The 17,037-nt window shown below is 46.1% G+C and carries 22 protein-coding genes; 20 read left to right on the top strand and 2 right to left on the bottom strand.

The window, feature by feature from the left end; translation table 11 throughout:
- The 16 genes from rpsE to ACEW9J_RS09310 form a co-directional block, all read left to right on the top strand.
- A partial coding sequence (rpsE, locus tag ACEW9J_RS09235; protein ID WP_373544840.1) for a 30S ribosomal protein S5 occupies nucleotides 1–406 on the top strand: 406 nt, incomplete at its 5' end.
- A gap of 124 nt (nucleotides 407–530) precedes the next feature.
- Nucleotides 531–974 (top strand): 50S ribosomal protein L15, encoded by a 444-nt coding sequence (gene rplO / locus ACEW9J_RS09240; RefSeq protein ID WP_373544841.1) that lies wholly within the window; start codon nucleotides 531–533, stop codon nucleotides 972–974.
- Nucleotides 975–1,175: 201 nt separating this feature from the next.
- Nucleotides 1,176–2,522 carry a preprotein translocase subunit SecY gene (gene secY / locus ACEW9J_RS09245; RefSeq protein ID WP_373544842.1) on the top strand — a complete coding sequence of 449 codons (1,347 nt, stop codon included), beginning with the start codon at nucleotides 1,176–1,178 and terminating at the stop codon, nucleotides 2,520–2,522.
- Nucleotides 2,523–2,638: 116 nt separating this feature from the next.
- Complete coding sequence (locus tag ACEW9J_RS09250; protein WP_373544843.1) at nucleotides 2,639–3,205, top strand: adenylate kinase; 567 nt, start codon at nucleotides 2,639–2,641, stop codon at nucleotides 3,203–3,205.
- Between the two features lie 157 nt (nucleotides 3,206–3,362).
- Complete coding sequence (gene infA, locus ACEW9J_RS09255) at nucleotides 3,363–3,590, top strand: translation initiation factor IF-1 (protein WP_295616782.1); 228 nt, start codon at nucleotides 3,363–3,365, stop codon at nucleotides 3,588–3,590.
- A 140-nt stretch (nucleotides 3,591–3,730) separates the two neighbouring features.
- Nucleotides 3,731–3,844 (top strand): 50S ribosomal protein L36, encoded by a 114-nt coding sequence (gene rpmJ, locus ACEW9J_RS09260; protein ID WP_373541835.1) that lies wholly within the window; start codon nucleotides 3,731–3,733, stop codon nucleotides 3,842–3,844.
- A 156-nt stretch (nucleotides 3,845–4,000) separates the two neighbouring features.
- Nucleotides 4,001–4,384 (top strand): 30S ribosomal protein S13, encoded by a 384-nt coding sequence (rpsM, locus tag ACEW9J_RS09265; protein ID WP_373544844.1) that lies wholly within the window; start codon nucleotides 4,001–4,003, stop codon nucleotides 4,382–4,384.
- A 383-nt stretch (nucleotides 4,385–4,767) separates the two neighbouring features.
- On the top strand, nucleotides 4,768–5,163 hold the full coding sequence (rpsK, locus tag ACEW9J_RS09270) for a 30S ribosomal protein S11 (RefSeq protein ID WP_373544845.1): 396 nt from the start codon (nucleotides 4,768–4,770) through the stop codon (nucleotides 5,161–5,163).
- A 154-nt stretch (nucleotides 5,164–5,317) separates the two neighbouring features.
- The gene (locus ACEW9J_RS09275) at nucleotides 5,318–6,301 is read left to right on the top strand and encodes a DNA-directed RNA polymerase subunit alpha (RefSeq protein ID WP_373544846.1); all 984 of its coding nucleotides are present in this window, start codon (nucleotides 5,318–5,320) and stop codon (nucleotides 6,299–6,301) included.
- A 274-nt stretch (nucleotides 6,302–6,575) separates the two neighbouring features.
- Complete coding sequence (rplQ, locus tag ACEW9J_RS09280; RefSeq protein ID WP_373544847.1) at nucleotides 6,576–6,926, top strand: 50S ribosomal protein L17; 351 nt, start codon at nucleotides 6,576–6,578, stop codon at nucleotides 6,924–6,926.
- A 31-nt stretch (nucleotides 6,927–6,957) separates the two neighbouring features.
- Entirely contained in the window at nucleotides 6,958–7,806 is an 849-nt protein-coding gene (gene truA / locus ACEW9J_RS09285) for a tRNA pseudouridine(38-40) synthase TruA (protein ID WP_373544848.1), read from the top strand.
- A gap of 27 nt (nucleotides 7,807–7,833) precedes the next feature.
- Nucleotides 7,834–8,283 carry a 50S ribosomal protein L13 gene (gene rplM / locus ACEW9J_RS09290; RefSeq protein WP_373544849.1) on the top strand — a complete coding sequence of 150 codons (450 nt, stop codon included), beginning with the start codon at nucleotides 7,834–7,836 and terminating at the stop codon, nucleotides 8,281–8,283.
- A 2-nt stretch (nucleotides 8,284–8,285) separates the two neighbouring features.
- Nucleotides 8,286–8,693: a 30S ribosomal protein S9 gene (gene rpsI, locus ACEW9J_RS09295; protein WP_373541840.1), complete on the top strand. Its 408-nt coding sequence runs from the start codon at nucleotides 8,286–8,288 to the stop codon at nucleotides 8,691–8,693.
- 160 nt (nucleotides 8,694–8,853) lie between these two features.
- Complete coding sequence (rpmE, locus tag ACEW9J_RS09300) at nucleotides 8,854–9,105, top strand: 50S ribosomal protein L31 (RefSeq protein ID WP_373544850.1); 252 nt, start codon at nucleotides 8,854–8,856, stop codon at nucleotides 9,103–9,105.
- 289 nt (nucleotides 9,106–9,394) lie between these two features.
- The gene (prfA, locus tag ACEW9J_RS09305; RefSeq protein ID WP_373544851.1) at nucleotides 9,395–10,492 is read left to right on the top strand and encodes a peptide chain release factor 1; all 1,098 of its coding nucleotides are present in this window, start codon (nucleotides 9,395–9,397) and stop codon (nucleotides 10,490–10,492) included.
- Nucleotides 10,493–10,651: 159 nt separating this feature from the next.
- Entirely contained in the window at nucleotides 10,652–11,107 is a 456-nt protein-coding gene (locus ACEW9J_RS09310) for a macro domain-containing protein (protein ID WP_373544852.1), read from the top strand.
- On the opposite strand, the gene ACEW9J_RS09315 is transcribed toward ACEW9J_RS09310, so the two are convergent.
- Together ACEW9J_RS09315 and smpB are read right to left on the bottom strand one after the other, a co-directional pair.
- Nucleotides 11,066–11,467: a hypothetical protein gene (locus ACEW9J_RS09315; protein WP_373544853.1), complete on the bottom strand. Its 402-nt coding sequence runs from the start codon at nucleotides 11,465–11,467 to the stop codon at nucleotides 11,066–11,068. The two genes, ACEW9J_RS09310 and ACEW9J_RS09315, sit on opposite strands and share 42 nt — an antisense overlap.
- 104 nt (nucleotides 11,468–11,571) lie before the next feature.
- Nucleotides 11,572–12,045 (bottom strand): SsrA-binding protein SmpB, encoded by a 474-nt coding sequence (gene smpB, locus ACEW9J_RS09320; protein ID WP_373544854.1) that lies wholly within the window; start codon nucleotides 12,043–12,045, stop codon nucleotides 11,572–11,574.
- A 309-nt stretch (nucleotides 12,046–12,354) separates the two neighbouring features.
- Between smpB and murC the strand changes: the two genes are divergently transcribed.
- The 4 genes from murC to ACEW9J_RS09340 all read left to right on the top strand — a co-directional run bounded on the left by murC (nucleotide 12,355) and on the right by ACEW9J_RS09340 (nucleotide 16,844).
- Complete coding sequence (murC, locus tag ACEW9J_RS09325) at nucleotides 12,355–13,782, top strand: UDP-N-acetylmuramate--L-alanine ligase (RefSeq protein ID WP_373544855.1); 1,428 nt, start codon at nucleotides 12,355–12,357, stop codon at nucleotides 13,780–13,782.
- Nucleotides 13,783–13,930: 148 nt separating this feature from the next.
- Nucleotides 13,931–14,911, top strand: coding sequence for a UDP-N-acetylmuramate dehydrogenase (gene murB, locus ACEW9J_RS09330; protein ID WP_373544856.1), 981 nt, complete (start codon nucleotides 13,931–13,933; stop codon nucleotides 14,909–14,911).
- 303 nt (nucleotides 14,912–15,214) lie between these two features.
- Nucleotides 15,215–15,556: a YbaB/EbfC family nucleoid-associated protein gene (locus ACEW9J_RS09335; protein ID WP_373544857.1), complete on the top strand. Its 342-nt coding sequence runs from the start codon at nucleotides 15,215–15,217 to the stop codon at nucleotides 15,554–15,556.
- Between the two features lie 241 nt (nucleotides 15,557–15,797).
- Nucleotides 15,798–16,844, top strand: coding sequence for a TrkA family potassium uptake protein (locus ACEW9J_RS09340; RefSeq protein WP_373544858.1), 1,047 nt, complete (start codon nucleotides 15,798–15,800; stop codon nucleotides 16,842–16,844).
- Nucleotides 16,845–17,037 lie beyond the last annotated feature (193 nt).

Raw genomic sequence — 17,037 nt, forward strand, 5'->3', positions numbered from 1 at the left:
CCGCGCCATCGTCGTGATTGGCAATGAAAAAGGTGAAGTTGGTGTAGGCGTTGGTAAAGCCAGCGACGTTATCGGTGCAGTCCGCAAGGGCGTAGCTGATGGTAAAAAACATCTAATTACCATTCCTTTAACCAAATCCAATACAATTCCCCATCCGATTGTCGGTGGTGGCGGTGGTGCTAATGTAATGATGCGCCCTGCGGCTCCTGGTACCGGAGTAATTGCTGGTGGAGCCGTCCGTACTGTATTAGAACTCGCAGGAGTCAAAAACATCCTCGCGAAACAACTCGGTTCGGGCAATCCCCTAAACAACGCCCGCGCCGCAGTCAACGCTCTCAAAACCCTTCGCAGCTTCAATCAAGTCGCTGAAGATCGCGGCTTGACAGTCGCAGACCTATTCGCTTAATAGGGAGTAGAGGGTAGAGGGTAGAGAGTAGGGACTGAAATGACGCAAGCGTCTGAAATCTACCTTCTACCCCTCCCACTATCCCCCTACCCTCTACCCTCTACCCTCTACCCTCTACAACAACATGAGATTAACAGATCTAAAACCCAAAGCGGGTTCTAAACATCGCAAACGCCGCGTTGGCCGCGGTATCGCTGCCGGACAAGGTGCCAGCGGCGGTTTCGGGATGCGGGGTCAAAAGTCCCGTTCCGGTAGTCCCACCCGCCCTGGATTTGAGGGTGGTCAAATGCCCCTCTATCGACGGTTGCCTAAATTAAAGCACTTCCCGCTCATCAATCAGAAGTTTTACACCGTAATTAACGTTCGGTGCCTATCTGAATTGCCAGCCAATAGTGAAGTTACATTGAAATCACTAATGACTGCTGGAATCGTCACCACTAATGATGGCCCCTTGAAACTATTAGGTGATGGCGAACTCACTGTCGCGCTCAACTGTAAAGCAGCAGCATTCACAACTGGCGCGAGAACCAAAATTGAAGCCGCTGGTGGTACTTGCGAAGTAATTTAAGATGTCTTCATCTAATGAATTGTCGCAATCGAAAAACTAGATTGAATCCAGCAGTGCCGCTCACACTAGAGCGGTACTGCTGGATTCTTTTTTAATAACCCCAGAATTAACTTGAAAATTGTATACTGAAACTCATAAAGGTCACAGTTCTTGAGATTATTTCAGTCTTGACATTAAATAAATTTGCCGAGGTAATTTTAGATGGACGCTAGTAGAGAAAAAGCACCATCAGCCCAAGAGACATTCGTACAGATGGCTCAAGCGGCTGGTTTGAGAGGTCGGATTTTTGTTACCCTCGGTTTGCTGATTTTAGCGCGGTTAGGTACTTTTATTCCCATCCCTGGGATCGATCGACTAGCTTTCGCTAACGATATTAAAAACAGCCCAGTCATCGGCTTTTTGGATATCTTTTCGGGTGGTGCCTTATCCACAGTCGGGATTTTTGCTTTAGGGATTATTCCTTATATTAATGCTTCGATCATCATTCAATTGATGACAACTGCTCTCCCCGCTCTGGAAAAACTCCAAAAAGAAGAAGGTGAAGCTGGACGGCGCAAGATTTCCCAAATCACTCGCTATGTAGCATTAGGCTGGGGTGTCGCCCAAAGTATTGGGATCGCACTCTGGCTCCAACGCTATGCACTGCCTGGAAATGAAGGGATTTTCTTCACTGTTAGCACAGTTATGGCTTTAACGGCTGGTTCGATGTTTGTGATGTGGATTTCGGAACTAATTACCGAACGCGGCATTGGCAATGGTGCATCATTATTAATCTTCTTGAACATCGTTGCTGTTTTACCTAAGTCTCTGGCTGATACATTCAACCTCGCTCAAAGCGGTGATAGCTCGATTGTCACTCGGACAGTAGCACTACTCGCCGTCTTTGTCGTGATGACTGTAGGTATCGTCTTTGTCCAAGAAGGAACGCGCCGAATCCCGATTATCTCCGCTCGTCGTCAAGTCGGACGCAGAATTCAACGCGAACGCACAAGCTATTTGCCTCTACGACTCAACCAAGGTGGGGTGATGCCAATTATTTTTGCATCCTCTGTATTAGTTCTACCTAGTGCTTTAGCCTCCTTCGCAGGGAAGAATGTTGGTGCTGATGGCAATCTGAGTTCAGTAAGTCAAGTGGTAGTGAATATCGCGAACTTCCTCGCTCCTGGTACCGCCGCACATGTCGCATTTTATGTCGTTCTGATCGTCTTCTTTAGCTACTTCTACAGCTCCCTCGTCGTCAACCCTGTTGACATGGCTCAAAACCTCAAAAAAATGGGTGCAAGTATCCCAGGGGTTCGCCCTGGAGTGGCTACGAGTAGATATATCGAAGCGATCCTCTCTCGGCTCACTCTGCTAGGCGCAGTATTTTTGGGTGTTGTCGCAACTGTACCGACAGCGATCGAAAGTGGTCTCGGAGTCAGTACTTTCAAGGGTTTTGGCGCAACTTCCCTGTTGATTTTAGTCAGTGTTGCGATCGATACTGCTAAACAAGTCCAAACTCTAGTAATCTCTCAACGTTACGAAGGTATGGTCAACAGTAAGGATTAGGCTTTAGGCTTTAGGCTTTAGGTTTTAGGCAAGAATATCTTCGCTCTAAAACCTTTAAAACCGATCGCCTAATTCCTACTCTGATTACCTAAAGCTTCATACCTAATACCTCAATCATGACTAGACTACTCTTTCTTGGTGCCCCAGGTGCGGGTAAAGGCACCCAAGCGCAACTACTAGCCCAATCCTGTGGCATTGCCCATATTTCCACTGGAGATATCCTCCGTGCTGAAGTAAAAGCCCAGACCGATTTAGGTCTAAAAGCCAAGTCCAATATGGATAAAGGCGAATTAGTACCTGACTCGCTACTTTTAGACATGATTCGCGGACGATTGAGCCAAGATGATGCCATTAGCAAGGGTTGGATTCTAGATGGGTTCCCGCGCAATGTCGCCCAAGCAGAATTTCTCGATCGATTACTCACTGAAATTGGACAGAAGTATGACCTCGCGATCGATCTGCATGTCCCCCAGGAAAGATTGGTAGAGCGATTGCTCAACCGAGCCACGATCCAAAACCGTCCCGATGACACCGAGGATGTGATTCGCAGACGGTTGGTGGTGTATGAACAACAAACAGCACCACTGATCGATTACTACCAGCTCAAGGGCATTCTCCGCAGTGTTGACGGCGATCGAGAATTAGCCGCAGTCACCCAGGATTTGGAAGTACTAGTTGATTAGTTATTTTTTAGTGTGATGCGGGGATCTACCCACCTCTCCTTGGAGGGGATTTTCCAGCACAGCATTTGCCCTGTTAAAATATAAGTAGCAGTGTCGGAATTAACGATCCACCATCCACCATTCACCATCCATCATCCTAATTCGAGGTAAATATTAATTGTCTAAACAAGATTTGATTGAAATGGAAGGCACGGTGACAGAATCCCTGCCTAATGCCATGTTTCGCGTCGATCTGGATAACGGGTTTAATGTTTTAGCCCATATCTCCGGTAAAATTCGTCGTAACTATATCAAAATTCTTCCTGGCGATCGAGTTAAGTGCGAACTCACCCCTTACGATCTCAGTAAAGGGCGAATTACTTACCGACTGCGGAATAAAAAATAGTTAAAATTTGCCGATTGGCAGCTAATTCTACGGCTTTTCCCGTCTAGTGGGTCGGCTCTAGTCAAATTGTCGCGTAATTACTACTGACAATTAATTGAAAAATGTTATAATATTAAGCTTGCAGTGTTGACTAAATTGACATGAAAGTCCGAGCGTCTGTCAAAAAGATTTGTGAAAAGTGTCGCGTCATTCGTAGACGTGGCAGGGTGATGGTAATTTGTATCGTCCCGAAACATAAACAACGTCAAGGTTAGATGACTAGTCCAGGTTGCTAGTTAGTCATTGACACCAGCGTAGATTCAACGGCGATCGAATGAAAACTATGGAGTGGGCGAGTTGCTTCAGTCCCAACCAAATATTTTCATTTATCATCGACCAAATTCAGAGAAAAGTATAGTGGAGAAACAAGTGTGGCACGGATAGCAGGTGTTGACCTCCCCCGCGACAAACGCGTGGAGATAGGTCTGACATACATCTTCGGTATCGGCTTAACCCGATCCAAAGAAGTATTAGCAAAGACAGGTGTAAATCCTGATACGCGAGTTAAGGATTTGTCAGAGGCTGACGTTGCCCTCCTTCGGGAACGGGTAGAAGGCGATTACCAGATCGAAGGTGATTTACGTCGCTGGGAATCGATGAATATCAAGCGATTGGTAGACATTGGCTCATATCGGGGACGGAGACACCGGATGGGATTACCCGTTCGCGGTCAACGTACACGTACAAATGCGCGTACTCGTCGCGGTCGCCGCGCTACCGTCGCTGGGAAGAAAAAAGCTCCTGGCAAGAAATAACATGGTTCGATGGTTGTGGCAGCCTAGCAATAGCCAATTGGCGATTAGTCGCGATCGATCTTGTCTCCCAATCCTAACGGTAGATAATCGGCTCGTTACTCCTCGCCAATTACTGTGTCTAGAACTCCTGTCATCACCAACATCAGCGTAGAATTGCTGAAAAAATTGTGGGCGATTATACTACCGAACACAACTTCAATTTAGCGGATCGTTCGCGAAGCGTGGGCTTTGCCCAATCGTTGGTACATCGAATCCGACCACAGCGGATTTACCCTTCGATCCATTGATATTTCCTAAATATGATGAATCGAGTCAAATCCCAATCGACCGCAGCCGATGTTTCATCGATCACCTCATTGATATTTTCTAATACATAGACCGACATGGCTCGACAACCTAGTAAAAAGACTGGCCCTAAAAAGCAAAAGCGCAATGTTCCAAACGGTGTAGCTTATATCCAGTCAACATTTAACAACACGATCGTCACTATATCTGATGCTAGTGGGGATGTAATTTCATGGGCATCAAGTGGCTCTAGTGGATTCAAAGGCGCGAAAAAAGGTACCCCCTTTGCCGCTCAAACAGCCGCTGAAAGTGCTGGCAAGCGGGCAATGGATCAGGGGATGCGCCAACTTGAAGTAATGGTCAGTGGGCCTGGTGCGGGTCGTGAGACAGCGATTCGTGCCCTCCAAGGTGCAGGGTTAGAAATTACCCTAATTCGCGACGTTACTCCAATTCCTCACAATGGATGCCGTCCACCAAAACGGCGGAGAGTTTAGATTAATTATTTATAGTTCGGACGATCGATGTTGGCATTTGCCAAATTCGGTAATTATGAATTGTGGGTCGTTAGGTTAGAAAGAGATGATATGGCTCCATAGCCAGATCGAAAGAGTTTAAATGTAAGTACAAACTGGGTAGGGAGGTCACTCTGTGGCGCAGTTTCAGATCGAGTGTGTCGAGTCTAAGACCGAGTCAAATCAAAGTCAATATAGTAAGTTTATCCTGGAGCCTCTCGATCGAGGTCAAGGTACAACTATCGGTAACTCGCTCCGACGCGTGCTGTTGTCCAACTTAGAAGGGACAGCAATTACGGCGGTACGAGTAGCTGGATTAATCAAAGACGAAAAAACTGGCGTAAAACCAGGCACGGTCAACCATGAGTTTGCTAGCTTAGTTGGTGTCCGACAGGATGTTTTAGAACTTCTGTTGAACATGAAAGAAGTCAAGCTCAAAAGTTACACATCTCAACCGCAGATCGGGCGATTGAATGTGACAGGGCCAGCCGAAGTTACAACTGCTGATTTTGAGTTACCTTCTGAAGTAGAAGTTGTCGATCCCAACCAATATGTTGCTACCGTCGCTGAGGGTGGCAAATTGGAAATGGAGTTTCGGATCGAGCGCGGAAAAGGCTATCGATCGGTAGACAAGTTCCGCGAACAAGGTCTAGCAATGGATCTGCTCCAAATCGACGCTGTATTTATGCCTGTTACGCAGGTTAATTACAGCACTGAAGATGTGCGGATCGATGGTGCAGTTGAAAAAGATCGATTGATCCTCGAAATTTGGACAAATGGTAGTCTGACACCCCAAGAAGCACTGAGTGAGTCCGCCAAAATTTTGGTCGATCTGCTCAATCCGCTCAAGGACATCAGCTTGGAATCCTTCCAGCCAGAGTATCAAGATGAAGAAGATCCTTCCAATCAAATTCCGATCGAAGAGTTAAATCTTTCAGTCAGAGCATACAACTGCTTGAAACGGGCACAGATTAATTCTGTTTCCGATTTGATGGGTTATACCCAAGAAGATCTCTTGGAAATCAAGAACTTCGGTCTCAAATCAGCAGAGGAGGTCATCGAAGCCCTCGAAAAACGACTGGGGATCAAACTACCCCACGATAAATCAGTGAAAGTCTGAGGAGATCGGGGCAGGTTATCAGCGTCAACAGATGTTAGTAACTTTCGCTATGCCCCAAAGGTAGTTTGATCGACATAATTTGCACCGCTCCTGTTGAGGAGAGGTTGCACCAACACCAGTCACTTTCGGTCTGCCCCAACGGTAGATCGATCGACATAATTTGCACCGCTCCTGTTAAGGAAAGGTTGCACCAACACCAGTCACTTTCGGTATGCCCCAACGGTAGATCGAAAGTGACGGTTAGTCCACACTAGTAAAAAAAAGGAGAAACACAATGCGTCATCGTTGTCGCGTGGCAAAGCTGGGCAAACCAGCCGACCAACGGAAAGCCCTGTTACGGTCATTGACAACCGAACTGATTCGCCACGGTCGCATCACCACAACTCTGGTCAAAGCGAAAGCAATGCGCCCAGAAGTTGAGAGAATGGTGACATTAGCCAAATCTGGCACTCTTTCAGACCGTCGTATCGCTCTGGGTTATATTTATGACAAAGATCTAGTTCACTCTTTGTTTGAAGCAGCACCCGAACGCTACGGTAGTCGCCAAGGTGGTTATACTCGCGTTGTACGAACAGTGCCACGTCGGGGTGACAATGCAGAAATGGCAATCATCGAAATGATGTAGAGCTAGTCCGCCACCTGTTATTTGTGACTCAATGGCGACCAAGAAGCACAAACTCATAATTAACAGTACGACCCAGCGCGTTGCTCTAGTCATTCAGTACGCAGGTACCAACCTGTATGGCTGGCAAAAGCAACCTGACGGACGGACAGTCCAATCAGAGGTAGAACGAGCGATCGAGGATTTTCTCGGTCAAGCAGTCGATCTCTATGGTGCGGGACGTACAGACAGTGGCGTTCATGCTGCGGCGCAAGTCGCCCATTTCGACAATCCCAGCGTGATTCCCGCTACCAAGTGGGCATCAATTCTCAACAATCGGTTGCCAGATGATATCGTCATCCGTGCCTCCGCTGCTGTTACTGATGATTGGCACGCACGCTTCTCTGCTCTGTATCGACGGTATCGCTACACCATCTATACCAATCGACGACCAAATTTATTTGTCCGTCCCTATAGTTGGCATTATTACCACGAACCGCTCGATATCGAACTCATGCAGGCTGCTGTCGTACCGATGCTAGGCACCCATCATTTCGCGGCATTTCATCGGACTGATTCCGGTCGATCGCACTCTTGGGTTAATATTCAGGAGATTAGCTGTTACCAGTCAGGAGACTTTGTACAGATTGAAATTCAAGCAAATGGATTTTTGTACGGCATGGTGAGGCTGCTGGTCGGAATGCTGGTCAGAGTGGGAAATGGCGATCTATCAATTGCTGAATTTACCGACATCTGGAAATCCGAGCAACGCTGGCAAGTCAGACATTCGGCTACGGCTAGAGGACTGTGTCTGCTCCGAGTCGGATATGCAGAATTTCCTTTTCCTGAGTCAGTCTGGTACGATACCCAACCCCAATTTTTATTGCCAACTTACGGGGATTAAAATCCCTATATTAACTGATATAAGATCGTGGAAAAAACACACTTACCTACAGCTAACAACAACGACGCAAAATGGTACATCGTCGATGCTGCCGACCAACGGCTCGGACGTTTAGCTAGTCAAATCGCGATGGTATTGCGTGGGAAAAATAAACCCACATTTACACCACACATCGACACTGGAGATTTCGTCATTGTCATCAATGCCGAAAAAGTTCAGGTTACAGGCAAAAAAAGCACCCAAAAAATCTACAGAAGACATTCTGGCCGTCCTGGTGGGATGAAAACAGAAGTCTTCGCAAAACTGCAAGTGCGAATTCCCGAACGTATCATCGAACAAGCCGTCAAAGGAATGTTACCCAAGAATTCAATGGGCAGACACCTATTCACCAAGATGAATGTCTACGCAGGTACCCAGCATCCTCATGCTGCCCAAAAACCTGAAGTCTTGGTCATCAAAACTACTCCTGGAGCATAATCATGGAAGCAACTCAACAACGGGCAGTTTACTGGGGTACAGGTCGCCGGAAATCGTCGATCGCCCGCGTCCGTCTCGTACCTGGTACTGGTTTACTAGTAGTCAACGGTAGAACTGGCGAAGACTATTTCAATTTCCAAAGTGGTTATATCTCCGCAGCGAGATCTCCCCTCGAAACTTTAGGGCTAGAAGGTGAGTACGATATCCTCGTAAATGCTCACGGTGGTGGTCTAACCGGACAATCCGATGCTGTTAAATTAGGTGTTGCTCGTGCTCTGTGCGAACTCGATCCTAACAACCGCAAACCACTAAAGGTTGAAGGCTACCTAACTCGCGACCCACGTTGTGTCGAGCGGAAAAAGTATGGTCTACACAAAGCGCGCAAAGCTCCTCAATACTCGAAACGTTAAATCGATTGTATTTGTTGGTTATTGATTATTAGCAACTAAAATTGCTAGATTAAATAGTCAATAAACATCGATTCATAGTTACTAATTAACGATCGGGGGTTTAGTCTCAATTCAAACCAAACCCCTAATACCGAATACCCAATACCTAACACCTAAGATTGTGGCAAAAGCTGATATTCATCCTACTTGGTACCCAGAAGCCAAAGTTTATTGCAACGGTGAAGTTGTGATGACTGTTGGTTCTACCCAACCAGAACTGCGCGTTGATGTATGGTCTGGCAACCATCCCTTTTACACAGGAACCCAAAAAATCATCGATACCGAAGGTCGTGTCGATCGATTCCTCAAAAAATACGGGATGTTGGATACTACTGCTCCTGTTCCTGAAGCTGCTGCTGAAGAAAAGAAATAGCCTAGTTAATCTGAAAAACCTAGAGATGCGATCGATATTTTCGCGTCTCTGGGTTTTTCAATATTTAGAATTAGTGGATGGTGGATGGTGGATAGTGAATGGCAAATAGATGTAGGGTGTGTTAGGCACAAGCCGTAACGCACCAGTATCTATTTTAATCCAAGTCAATAGTTGTTTTTATTATTAGCATCCACCATTCACCATTCACTGTCTTGAAAAGGTGCTCCACTTGGGGAAACCCCAAGACCGCACTTTTCGCCATCCACCATTCACCATTCACTAAAACATCGTGGCAGAATCATATTTACTCGACAAACTTAGATCCGTCGAACAAACATTTCACGAACTTACCCGTAAACTCGGCGATCCAGATATCGCCAGAGATCCAGGCGAAATGCAACGCATTGGTAAAGCTCGCGCCGCACTTGAAGAAGTTGTCGAAACATTCGACAAGTGGAAGCAAGCTCAAGAGGATCTAGTCGGAGCCAGAGAGATTGTCAAAGAGTCGGGGAACGATCTCGAACTGCAAGCAATGGCGACTTTGGAAGCTGGAGAACTGGAAAGTCAAAGCGAAGAACTCGAACGCAAACTCAAAGTTTTACTATTACCAAAAGATCCGAATGATGATAAAAATATCATGTTAGAAATTCGGGCGGGTACTGGTGGCGATGAAGCTGGGATTTGGGCGGGTGACTTGGTGCGGATGTATTCGCGCTATGCCGAAACCCAGCATTGGAAAGTTAAGCTCGTTAGTGAGTCACTTGCAGAAATGGGCGGCTTTAAAGAAGCTGTGTTGGAGATTCAGGGCGAACTGGTGTACAGTCAGCTCAAGTTTGAGGCTGGAGTACATCGCGTCCAACGAGTACCGCTGACAGAATCGGGTGGGCGCGTACATACATCTACGGCAACTGTGGCAATTATGCCCGAAGTAGACGAGGTAGAGATCTTTATCGATCCTAAGGATATCGAAATGAGTACCGCTCGATCGGGTGGTGCTGGCGGACAAAACGTTAACAAGGTAGAAACAGCCGCCGATCTGTTCCACAAACCGACGGGGATTCGGATCTTTTGTACTGAAGAACGATCTCAACGGCAGAATAAAGAACGGGCGATGCAAATCTTGCGGGCGAAGTTGTATGATATCAAACTGCGCGAACAACAAGAAGAAGTAACTTCAATGCGGCGTTCGCAAGTCGGAACTGGATCTCGATCGGAAAAAATTCGTACCTATAACTATAAAGACAACCGCGCCACCGACCATCGACTCGGACATAATTTCGGTCTGGAAAAGGTGCTATCTGGCGATCTGGAGGAGGTAATTCAAAGTTGTATCTCTCAAGACCAACAAGAGCGATTAGCCGAGCTAGCAGCTTCTACAGGTGGGTAATTCGCGATTGTACTCGTAGGTTTGGTAGAGCAACGCTCAACCTAACAACCACAAATATCGCTGGTTAAGATTGTTGGGTTTGGTTTCGCTCAACCCAACCTACGCATAGCTAGTAAAACAAATAATTAAATCAGTGCAAATGAGCGCAATTGAAACTTGATGAATATAGTGCGCGGCGATTTAGTTGAATTAGCCAAAGCTGGGGCTTTCGATGTCATTATTCATGGCTGTAATTGTCAATGCCAAATGGGGCGAGGGATTGCGCTGACTATCAAACAGCAGTTTCCTGAAGCTTATGCAGCAGATTGTCAAACAGAAATCGGCGATCGCACTAAGTTAGGTAATTTCACGATTGCTGATATCGATCGAGATGATTTTAATTTTACGATCGTCAATAGCTATACTCAATTTCACTGGAAAGGTGATGGTGTTTTAGCTGACTATGATGCGATTCGATCGGTATTTCGAGAAGCAAAGCAACAATTTGGAGGAAAACGAATTGGATATCCTAAAATTGGTGCGGGTTTAGCTAGAGGCGATTGGGCAATTATTTCCCAGATTATTGAGGAAGAATTAGCGGGTGAAACTCATACCTATGTTGAGTTTGTGAACTGAATTAGCAGCGGTTATTTGTTGTTCAATATTGGGATGAATCCATTGAAGGCTAGATTCATTAACATTTAAAAAAACACAAGTTTCACGAATGGCGGAAGCAACATTTCCTAAATTCGGTCGAACGCATAGTTCTGTTCCTGGTTGTGGCGAACCTTGATGACGAACGAGTGTCACATCATGACCAGATGGTAATGTTAACATTGCAAAATTTAAATAATCCAGATCGTCATATCCCGATCGAAATACAAGATCGGTATTTGCAGTCAGTTCGTGTGGTTCTCGATCGAACATGGCAACTGTCATAGTTGCGGGTGTAATGTCTTCAAGGTTAATTAAAGTAGTGTCGTCGATTGCTATCATTATCTCAATTGAGTTATTTACTTACGAATCTTTTCTCATCTGACATCGCACTACAGTTGAGATCGAAATTTATTCCATAGCTGCGATCTGGGTCAAAATAATGCTTAACCGCGCTTCATTGCTCGATCGATATCGCGTTTATCGTCTCTCTTCTTGAGATCTTCGCGCTTATCGTGGAGCTTCTTACCTTTGACTAAGGCGATCGTCACTTTGACCTTACCGCGCTTCAGGTACATCTTCAACGGCACCAAAGTCAAACCCTGCTGCTCGACTTTGCCAGTCAGCTTGCGAATCTCGGCTTTGTGCATCAGCATCCGGCGGGTGCGGGTGGGTTCGTGGTTAAAATACGATCCGGTGGCGGTGTGGGGTGAAACATGGGCATTGAGTAGCCAGATTTGTCCCTGGCGCAACAAACCATAACCATCGCGCAGGTTAGCTTTACCCTCACGAATAGATTTTACTTCCGTCCCTAGCAACTCAATCCCTGCTTCGTAAGTTTCGAGGATTTCGTAGAGGAACCGTGCTTGCCGATTGTCGGCAACGATTTTGATACTGTCAGATTTTTCTTTCTCGCTCATACATCTATTTTACTATTGACTAGCGTGAGTGTCCAAGTACTCGACTCGTTGGCGCAGCCTCTCGAAACGAGAATCGAGATACCCGCGCCAATATCGCTCATAACTAGCCTTTTAGTAGTAATAGAATGTAACTTTCTCTAAAGATCTAGACTATTTGGGGAAATTTGGTATAGTTATTTCGATTCCATCAAAAGTTCGGTTGCGCCAAAGGCGACGATCTGCTAACGAATTTAGACCGAAAACAAACGATTATTGGTATGATAACGCCTGTTGCTAAGGTTTGCTCTATCTGGCTGGGGAGAAAATATTATGGGTAATTATGTTGATTTTGGCGGTCGTCCGATTCATTTTATCGGCATTGGGGGAATTGGGATGTCAGGGCTGGCTTATGTTTTAGCAAGACGCGGATTGCCTGTTTCTGGTTCCGATTTGAAATCGACTAATATTACTCAAAAGTTGGCAGCAGAGGGCGCGCACATTTTTCTGAAGCAGGATGCTAGTAATTTAGATTTTTTTCACAACCACCCATCGGGGCAAACTCCTCAAATCATTTGCTCGACAGCGATCGGAAAAACTAATGCCGAACTTACCGCCGCGTTGGAGCTAGGGTGTCCGATCTTCCATCGATCGGATGTACTTGCGGCACTGATCGCAGAATACACGAGTATCGGCGTTGCGGGTACCCACGGCAAAACGACAACTAGCAGCGCGATCGGGTATATGTTGGTAGAGGCTGGAGTCGATCCGACGATCGTTGTTGGCGGGGAAGTTACGGCTTGGGATGGCAATGCCAGAGTTGGGAACAGCGAGTATTTTGTGGCTGAAGTCGATGAGTCTGACGGCTCACTCGTCAAACATGCACCTAAAATTGGGGTGATTACCAACATTGAGCTGGATCATCCCGATCATTACAAGAGTCTGGAGCAGGTAATTGACACCTTCACTACGTTTAGTCAACAATGTCAAGTGACGATCGGCTCGGTAGATTGTGAGATCGTCCGCGATCGGATTAAACCAACAATTTCTTATAGTGTCGAACCAGGACAGCTTGCAGATTATACAGCCGAGGCAATCGACTATCATTGTGCTGGGACTTCAGCCCAAATATATGAATCCGGTGAATTATTGGGAACACTAAAATTAGGGGTGTTGGGAAAACACAACTTGAGTAATGCTCTAGCCGCGATCGCAGTAGGTCGGCAGATCGGCTTAGACTTTCGATCGATTTCTTCTGGTTTAGCTGGGTTTAATGGTGCCAAACGACGCTTTGAACTTCGAGGATACCAGAATGACATTACCTTTATCGATGACTACGCTCACCATCCCAGTGAGATCCTAGTCACACTTAGTGCCGCTAGGTTGCGAGTAGGTGCCGAGCGTCGGGTTGTAGCTATCTTCCAGCCCCATCGATATAGCCGCACACTAGAATTTCTGGCTGAGTTTGCCCAATCTTTTAAAGATGCCGACTTGGTAATCATTACAGATATTTATAGTGCAGGTGAAGCAAATACTGGAGCCATTAGCGGCGAAAAAGTAGTAGTCCAGATCGGTCATTATCATCCGAATGTCCGCTTTGAACCTACGCTCGACGCTGTATCCCAATTTCTCACTCACAATCTCCACTCCGGTGACATTTGCTTGTTCCTAGGTGCAGGTAATCTCAATCAGATTATTCCTGATGTGGTAGAGTTTTATCGAACTGCTACCAATCCAAGCCGAGCGGGAGCTGTAGCCTAATATCCAATATTTAGTGTATTATCAGTGCTAACTTGTGCATGACTCAGCTTTTGACGAGTAAAATCAGCTCTATGCTACTGGATAGAAGCTCTCTAAATATCCTGCCGATTTCTTGTTGCTAGTGACTTAATCCCCTACCTTTCCCTCTATGACACTCTCCCAAGATCGTTCGCCCGTTATAAATAATCAGGTTCAGCATTCAGTGGAAGTTGCTAGTAATACCGATGGAGATTTGGACATCCCTACCATTTGCCAAATTAAGTCGAATGTATCGCTCAAAGGTTTGACAACGTGGAAAGTAGGCGGAGCGGCGCAGTGGTACTTAGAACCCCGCACCATTGCTGAGACACAGAGTGGTTTGGCTTGGGCGAGGCTTAACAATCTACCAATTACCATCATTGGGGCGGGATCGAATTTATTAATTAGCGATCGAGGTTTAGTAGGGCTAGTAATTTGTACCCGCCATCTACGCCATCTGGCTACCCAATTCGATAATGAGACTCGATCGATCGTCGCAGATGCAGGTAAAATGGTCGCCAGCCTAGCTTGGCAAGCTGCTCGGAGGGGTTGGGGTGGAATGGAGTGGGCAGCGGGAATACCTGGCACTCTAGGCGGTGCTGTGGTGATGAATGCGGGGGCGCACGGACATAGCACCCAAGAGATATTAGTCAGTGCTGACGTGCTAAATCTAGACGGATCGATCGAGACACTCACCGCTCTAGACTTGGGCTACAGTTATCGAACATCCAATCTCCAAAGTAGTTCGCAAATCGTCTTCAGTGCAAAATTCAAATTGCAAGCAGCAAGCGATCCTGTAGAGATCCAAGCCCGCACCTATCGCGATTTGGAAAAACGCCATAGCAAGCAACCCTACGACAGACCTAGCTGTGGCAGCGTATTTCGCAATCCTACCCCTGAGTATGCAGCCGCACTAATTGAAAGCGTGGGACTAAAAGGCTACAAGATTGGGGATGCTGAAGTCTCAACTCTCCATGCTAATTTTATCATCAATAGCAAAGATGCCACAGCTAGTGACATTAGGGAATTAATTTACTACGTCCAAAGTCAGGTCAAAGCGAGATACTCGATCGAACTTGAACCAGAAGTTAAAATGCTCGGCGAATTCTAAATTAGGGATCGAGGGTTAGATGTCAGGCTTTAACAGCCCTTCTGTCTTCCCCATGCTAAATATAGCCGAGCGATTTATCAGTAACTCTAACTGCGCGGCTCTATTTGGGTAAGATAAATAAGTAGGCTCCGCGATCGGTAAGCTGAAGATTGGGTAAATTAGCACAATTAATATCTGCGCGATATTGTTGGTCTATTTAAAACTAATTGATGTGAATGAATAACTGACGGATACCCTCACCCTCGAATTCCCTGACTCCAGTAAGATGGGATATTGTCTAGATTGACTAAAACTTAAAAGATTATGACTAAAGGACAAGGATTTGGTGGTTTCGGTCTCGGCAAGATGAAAGAACTTGCTGATGCCTTTAAGAAAGCCCAACAAGTACAAGAAGATGCCAAGAAGCTCCAAGAGGAACTTGAGCAAATGGAAATAGAAGGACAAGCAGGTGGCGTTACCGTGGTTTTGAGCGGTAATCAAGAACCTCGCCGAGTGAATATCGGGGCTGATGCTGCTGGTAAGAGTCCAGAAGAACTCTCCCAACTAGTTCTCGATGCCATGATGGATGCGTACGATAAGTCCACCGCCACCATGCGCGAACGGATGGAACTACTCACCAGTGGACTAAATATTCCTGGATTGTAATGGTAACTAGTAACTTCTAAAAGTTAATAGGTAATATGGGTATTGCTGTACTAAATGATGTCAGCGATACCCATCTTTACTTCTGTCCCTAATTCTTGAAATCCTTGCTGCGAGTTAAGACTACTGGCTCCGCTTCAGCACCATCTGGGAATTAATCCCCAGATCGATAGCTCAAGTCTACTTCAGTAGATTAAAGGATATTGGCGATCGACTGTCAACTGTCAACTGTCAACTGAATTTCATGGATTCTGTCGAACAGAAATATCGTCGGATCAGAAAGGACTTGCAACGGGGTGGCTTTGCACTGACATTGCTGTTTATCGCTGGAACGCTGTGGTATGGGCTAGTCGAGCAATGGCAATGGTTAGACGCAGTGTATATGACCGTCATCACACTCACCACAGTAGGATATGGAGAAACTCATCCCTTGGGAGATCGGGGGCATATTTTCACCATCGCTCTGATTCTGGCTGGGGTGGTTACGATTGGTTATATTGTCAATCGATTTACGGAAGCTCTGATTGAAGGTTATTTTGTAGAAGGTAGAAGAATTAGACAACAAAAAAAACTTGTGGAATCTTTAGCTGAACACTTTATCATCTGTGGTTTTGGGCGGATTGGGCGGCAAATTGCTACAGAGTTTGCGGCTGAGGGCATAGCGTTTGTTATTGCTGATGCTAGTCTCGAACAGGTGAAAATAGCTCAATCTGAGGGATATAGCGCGGTGCAAGCAGATGCCACCCTAGATGAAACCCTCCTGAAGCTGGGAGTGGAAAAAGCCGCTTGTCTAGTGGCGGCGTTGCCTTCGGATGCCGAAAATCTCTATATCATCCTCTCTGCCAAAACCCTGAATCCAAAAATTCGAGCAATCGCACGGGCGAGTAACGAGGAAGCCGTCCAGAAGCTCCAACGAGCCGGAGCGGACAAAGTAATCTCTCCCTATATCACTGGAGCAAAACGGATGGCTGCGGCAGCTCTACGTCCCCAGGTGATGGATTTTATGGATGGGATCATTGCTAGCGATCGATCGTTTTACATGGAAGAATTTCTGATTGATGCCCAGACTTGTCCGATTGCTGGTTTATCGCTGCGAGAAGCTAGGTTACGCTCTCAATCTGGCTCTCTGGTGTTAGCAATCCGCCGCCGAGATGGTAATCTCATTGTTGGCCCAACTGGGGAGACCATCGTGATGGCTCAGGATATGTTGATTTGTATGGGTACAGCAGATCAGTTGCGGGTATTAAATCAGATCTTAGATCCGCTTACTCCTGGTACTCATCAAAATTAGGCTTAAATTAATTGATAATTGATAATTGATAATTAATCTAGTTGTCGAATTTCTTCTAAACCCCGTCCAACTTCAAACCCATAGTTTTCAAAGTATGAGACAATCTGATTCTGAGGAGTAAATTGAGGTCAACGCAAAGATGTTAAGAGTAGACTATGGTCGTTGGGCACAGACAGCTCAAATGTTGAGAGAA

Source organism: Chamaesiphon sp., from assembly GCF_041737865.1.
In the GTDB taxonomy this organism is placed as follows: domain Bacteria; phylum Cyanobacteriota; class Cyanobacteriia; order Cyanobacteriales; family Chamaesiphonaceae; genus Chamaesiphon.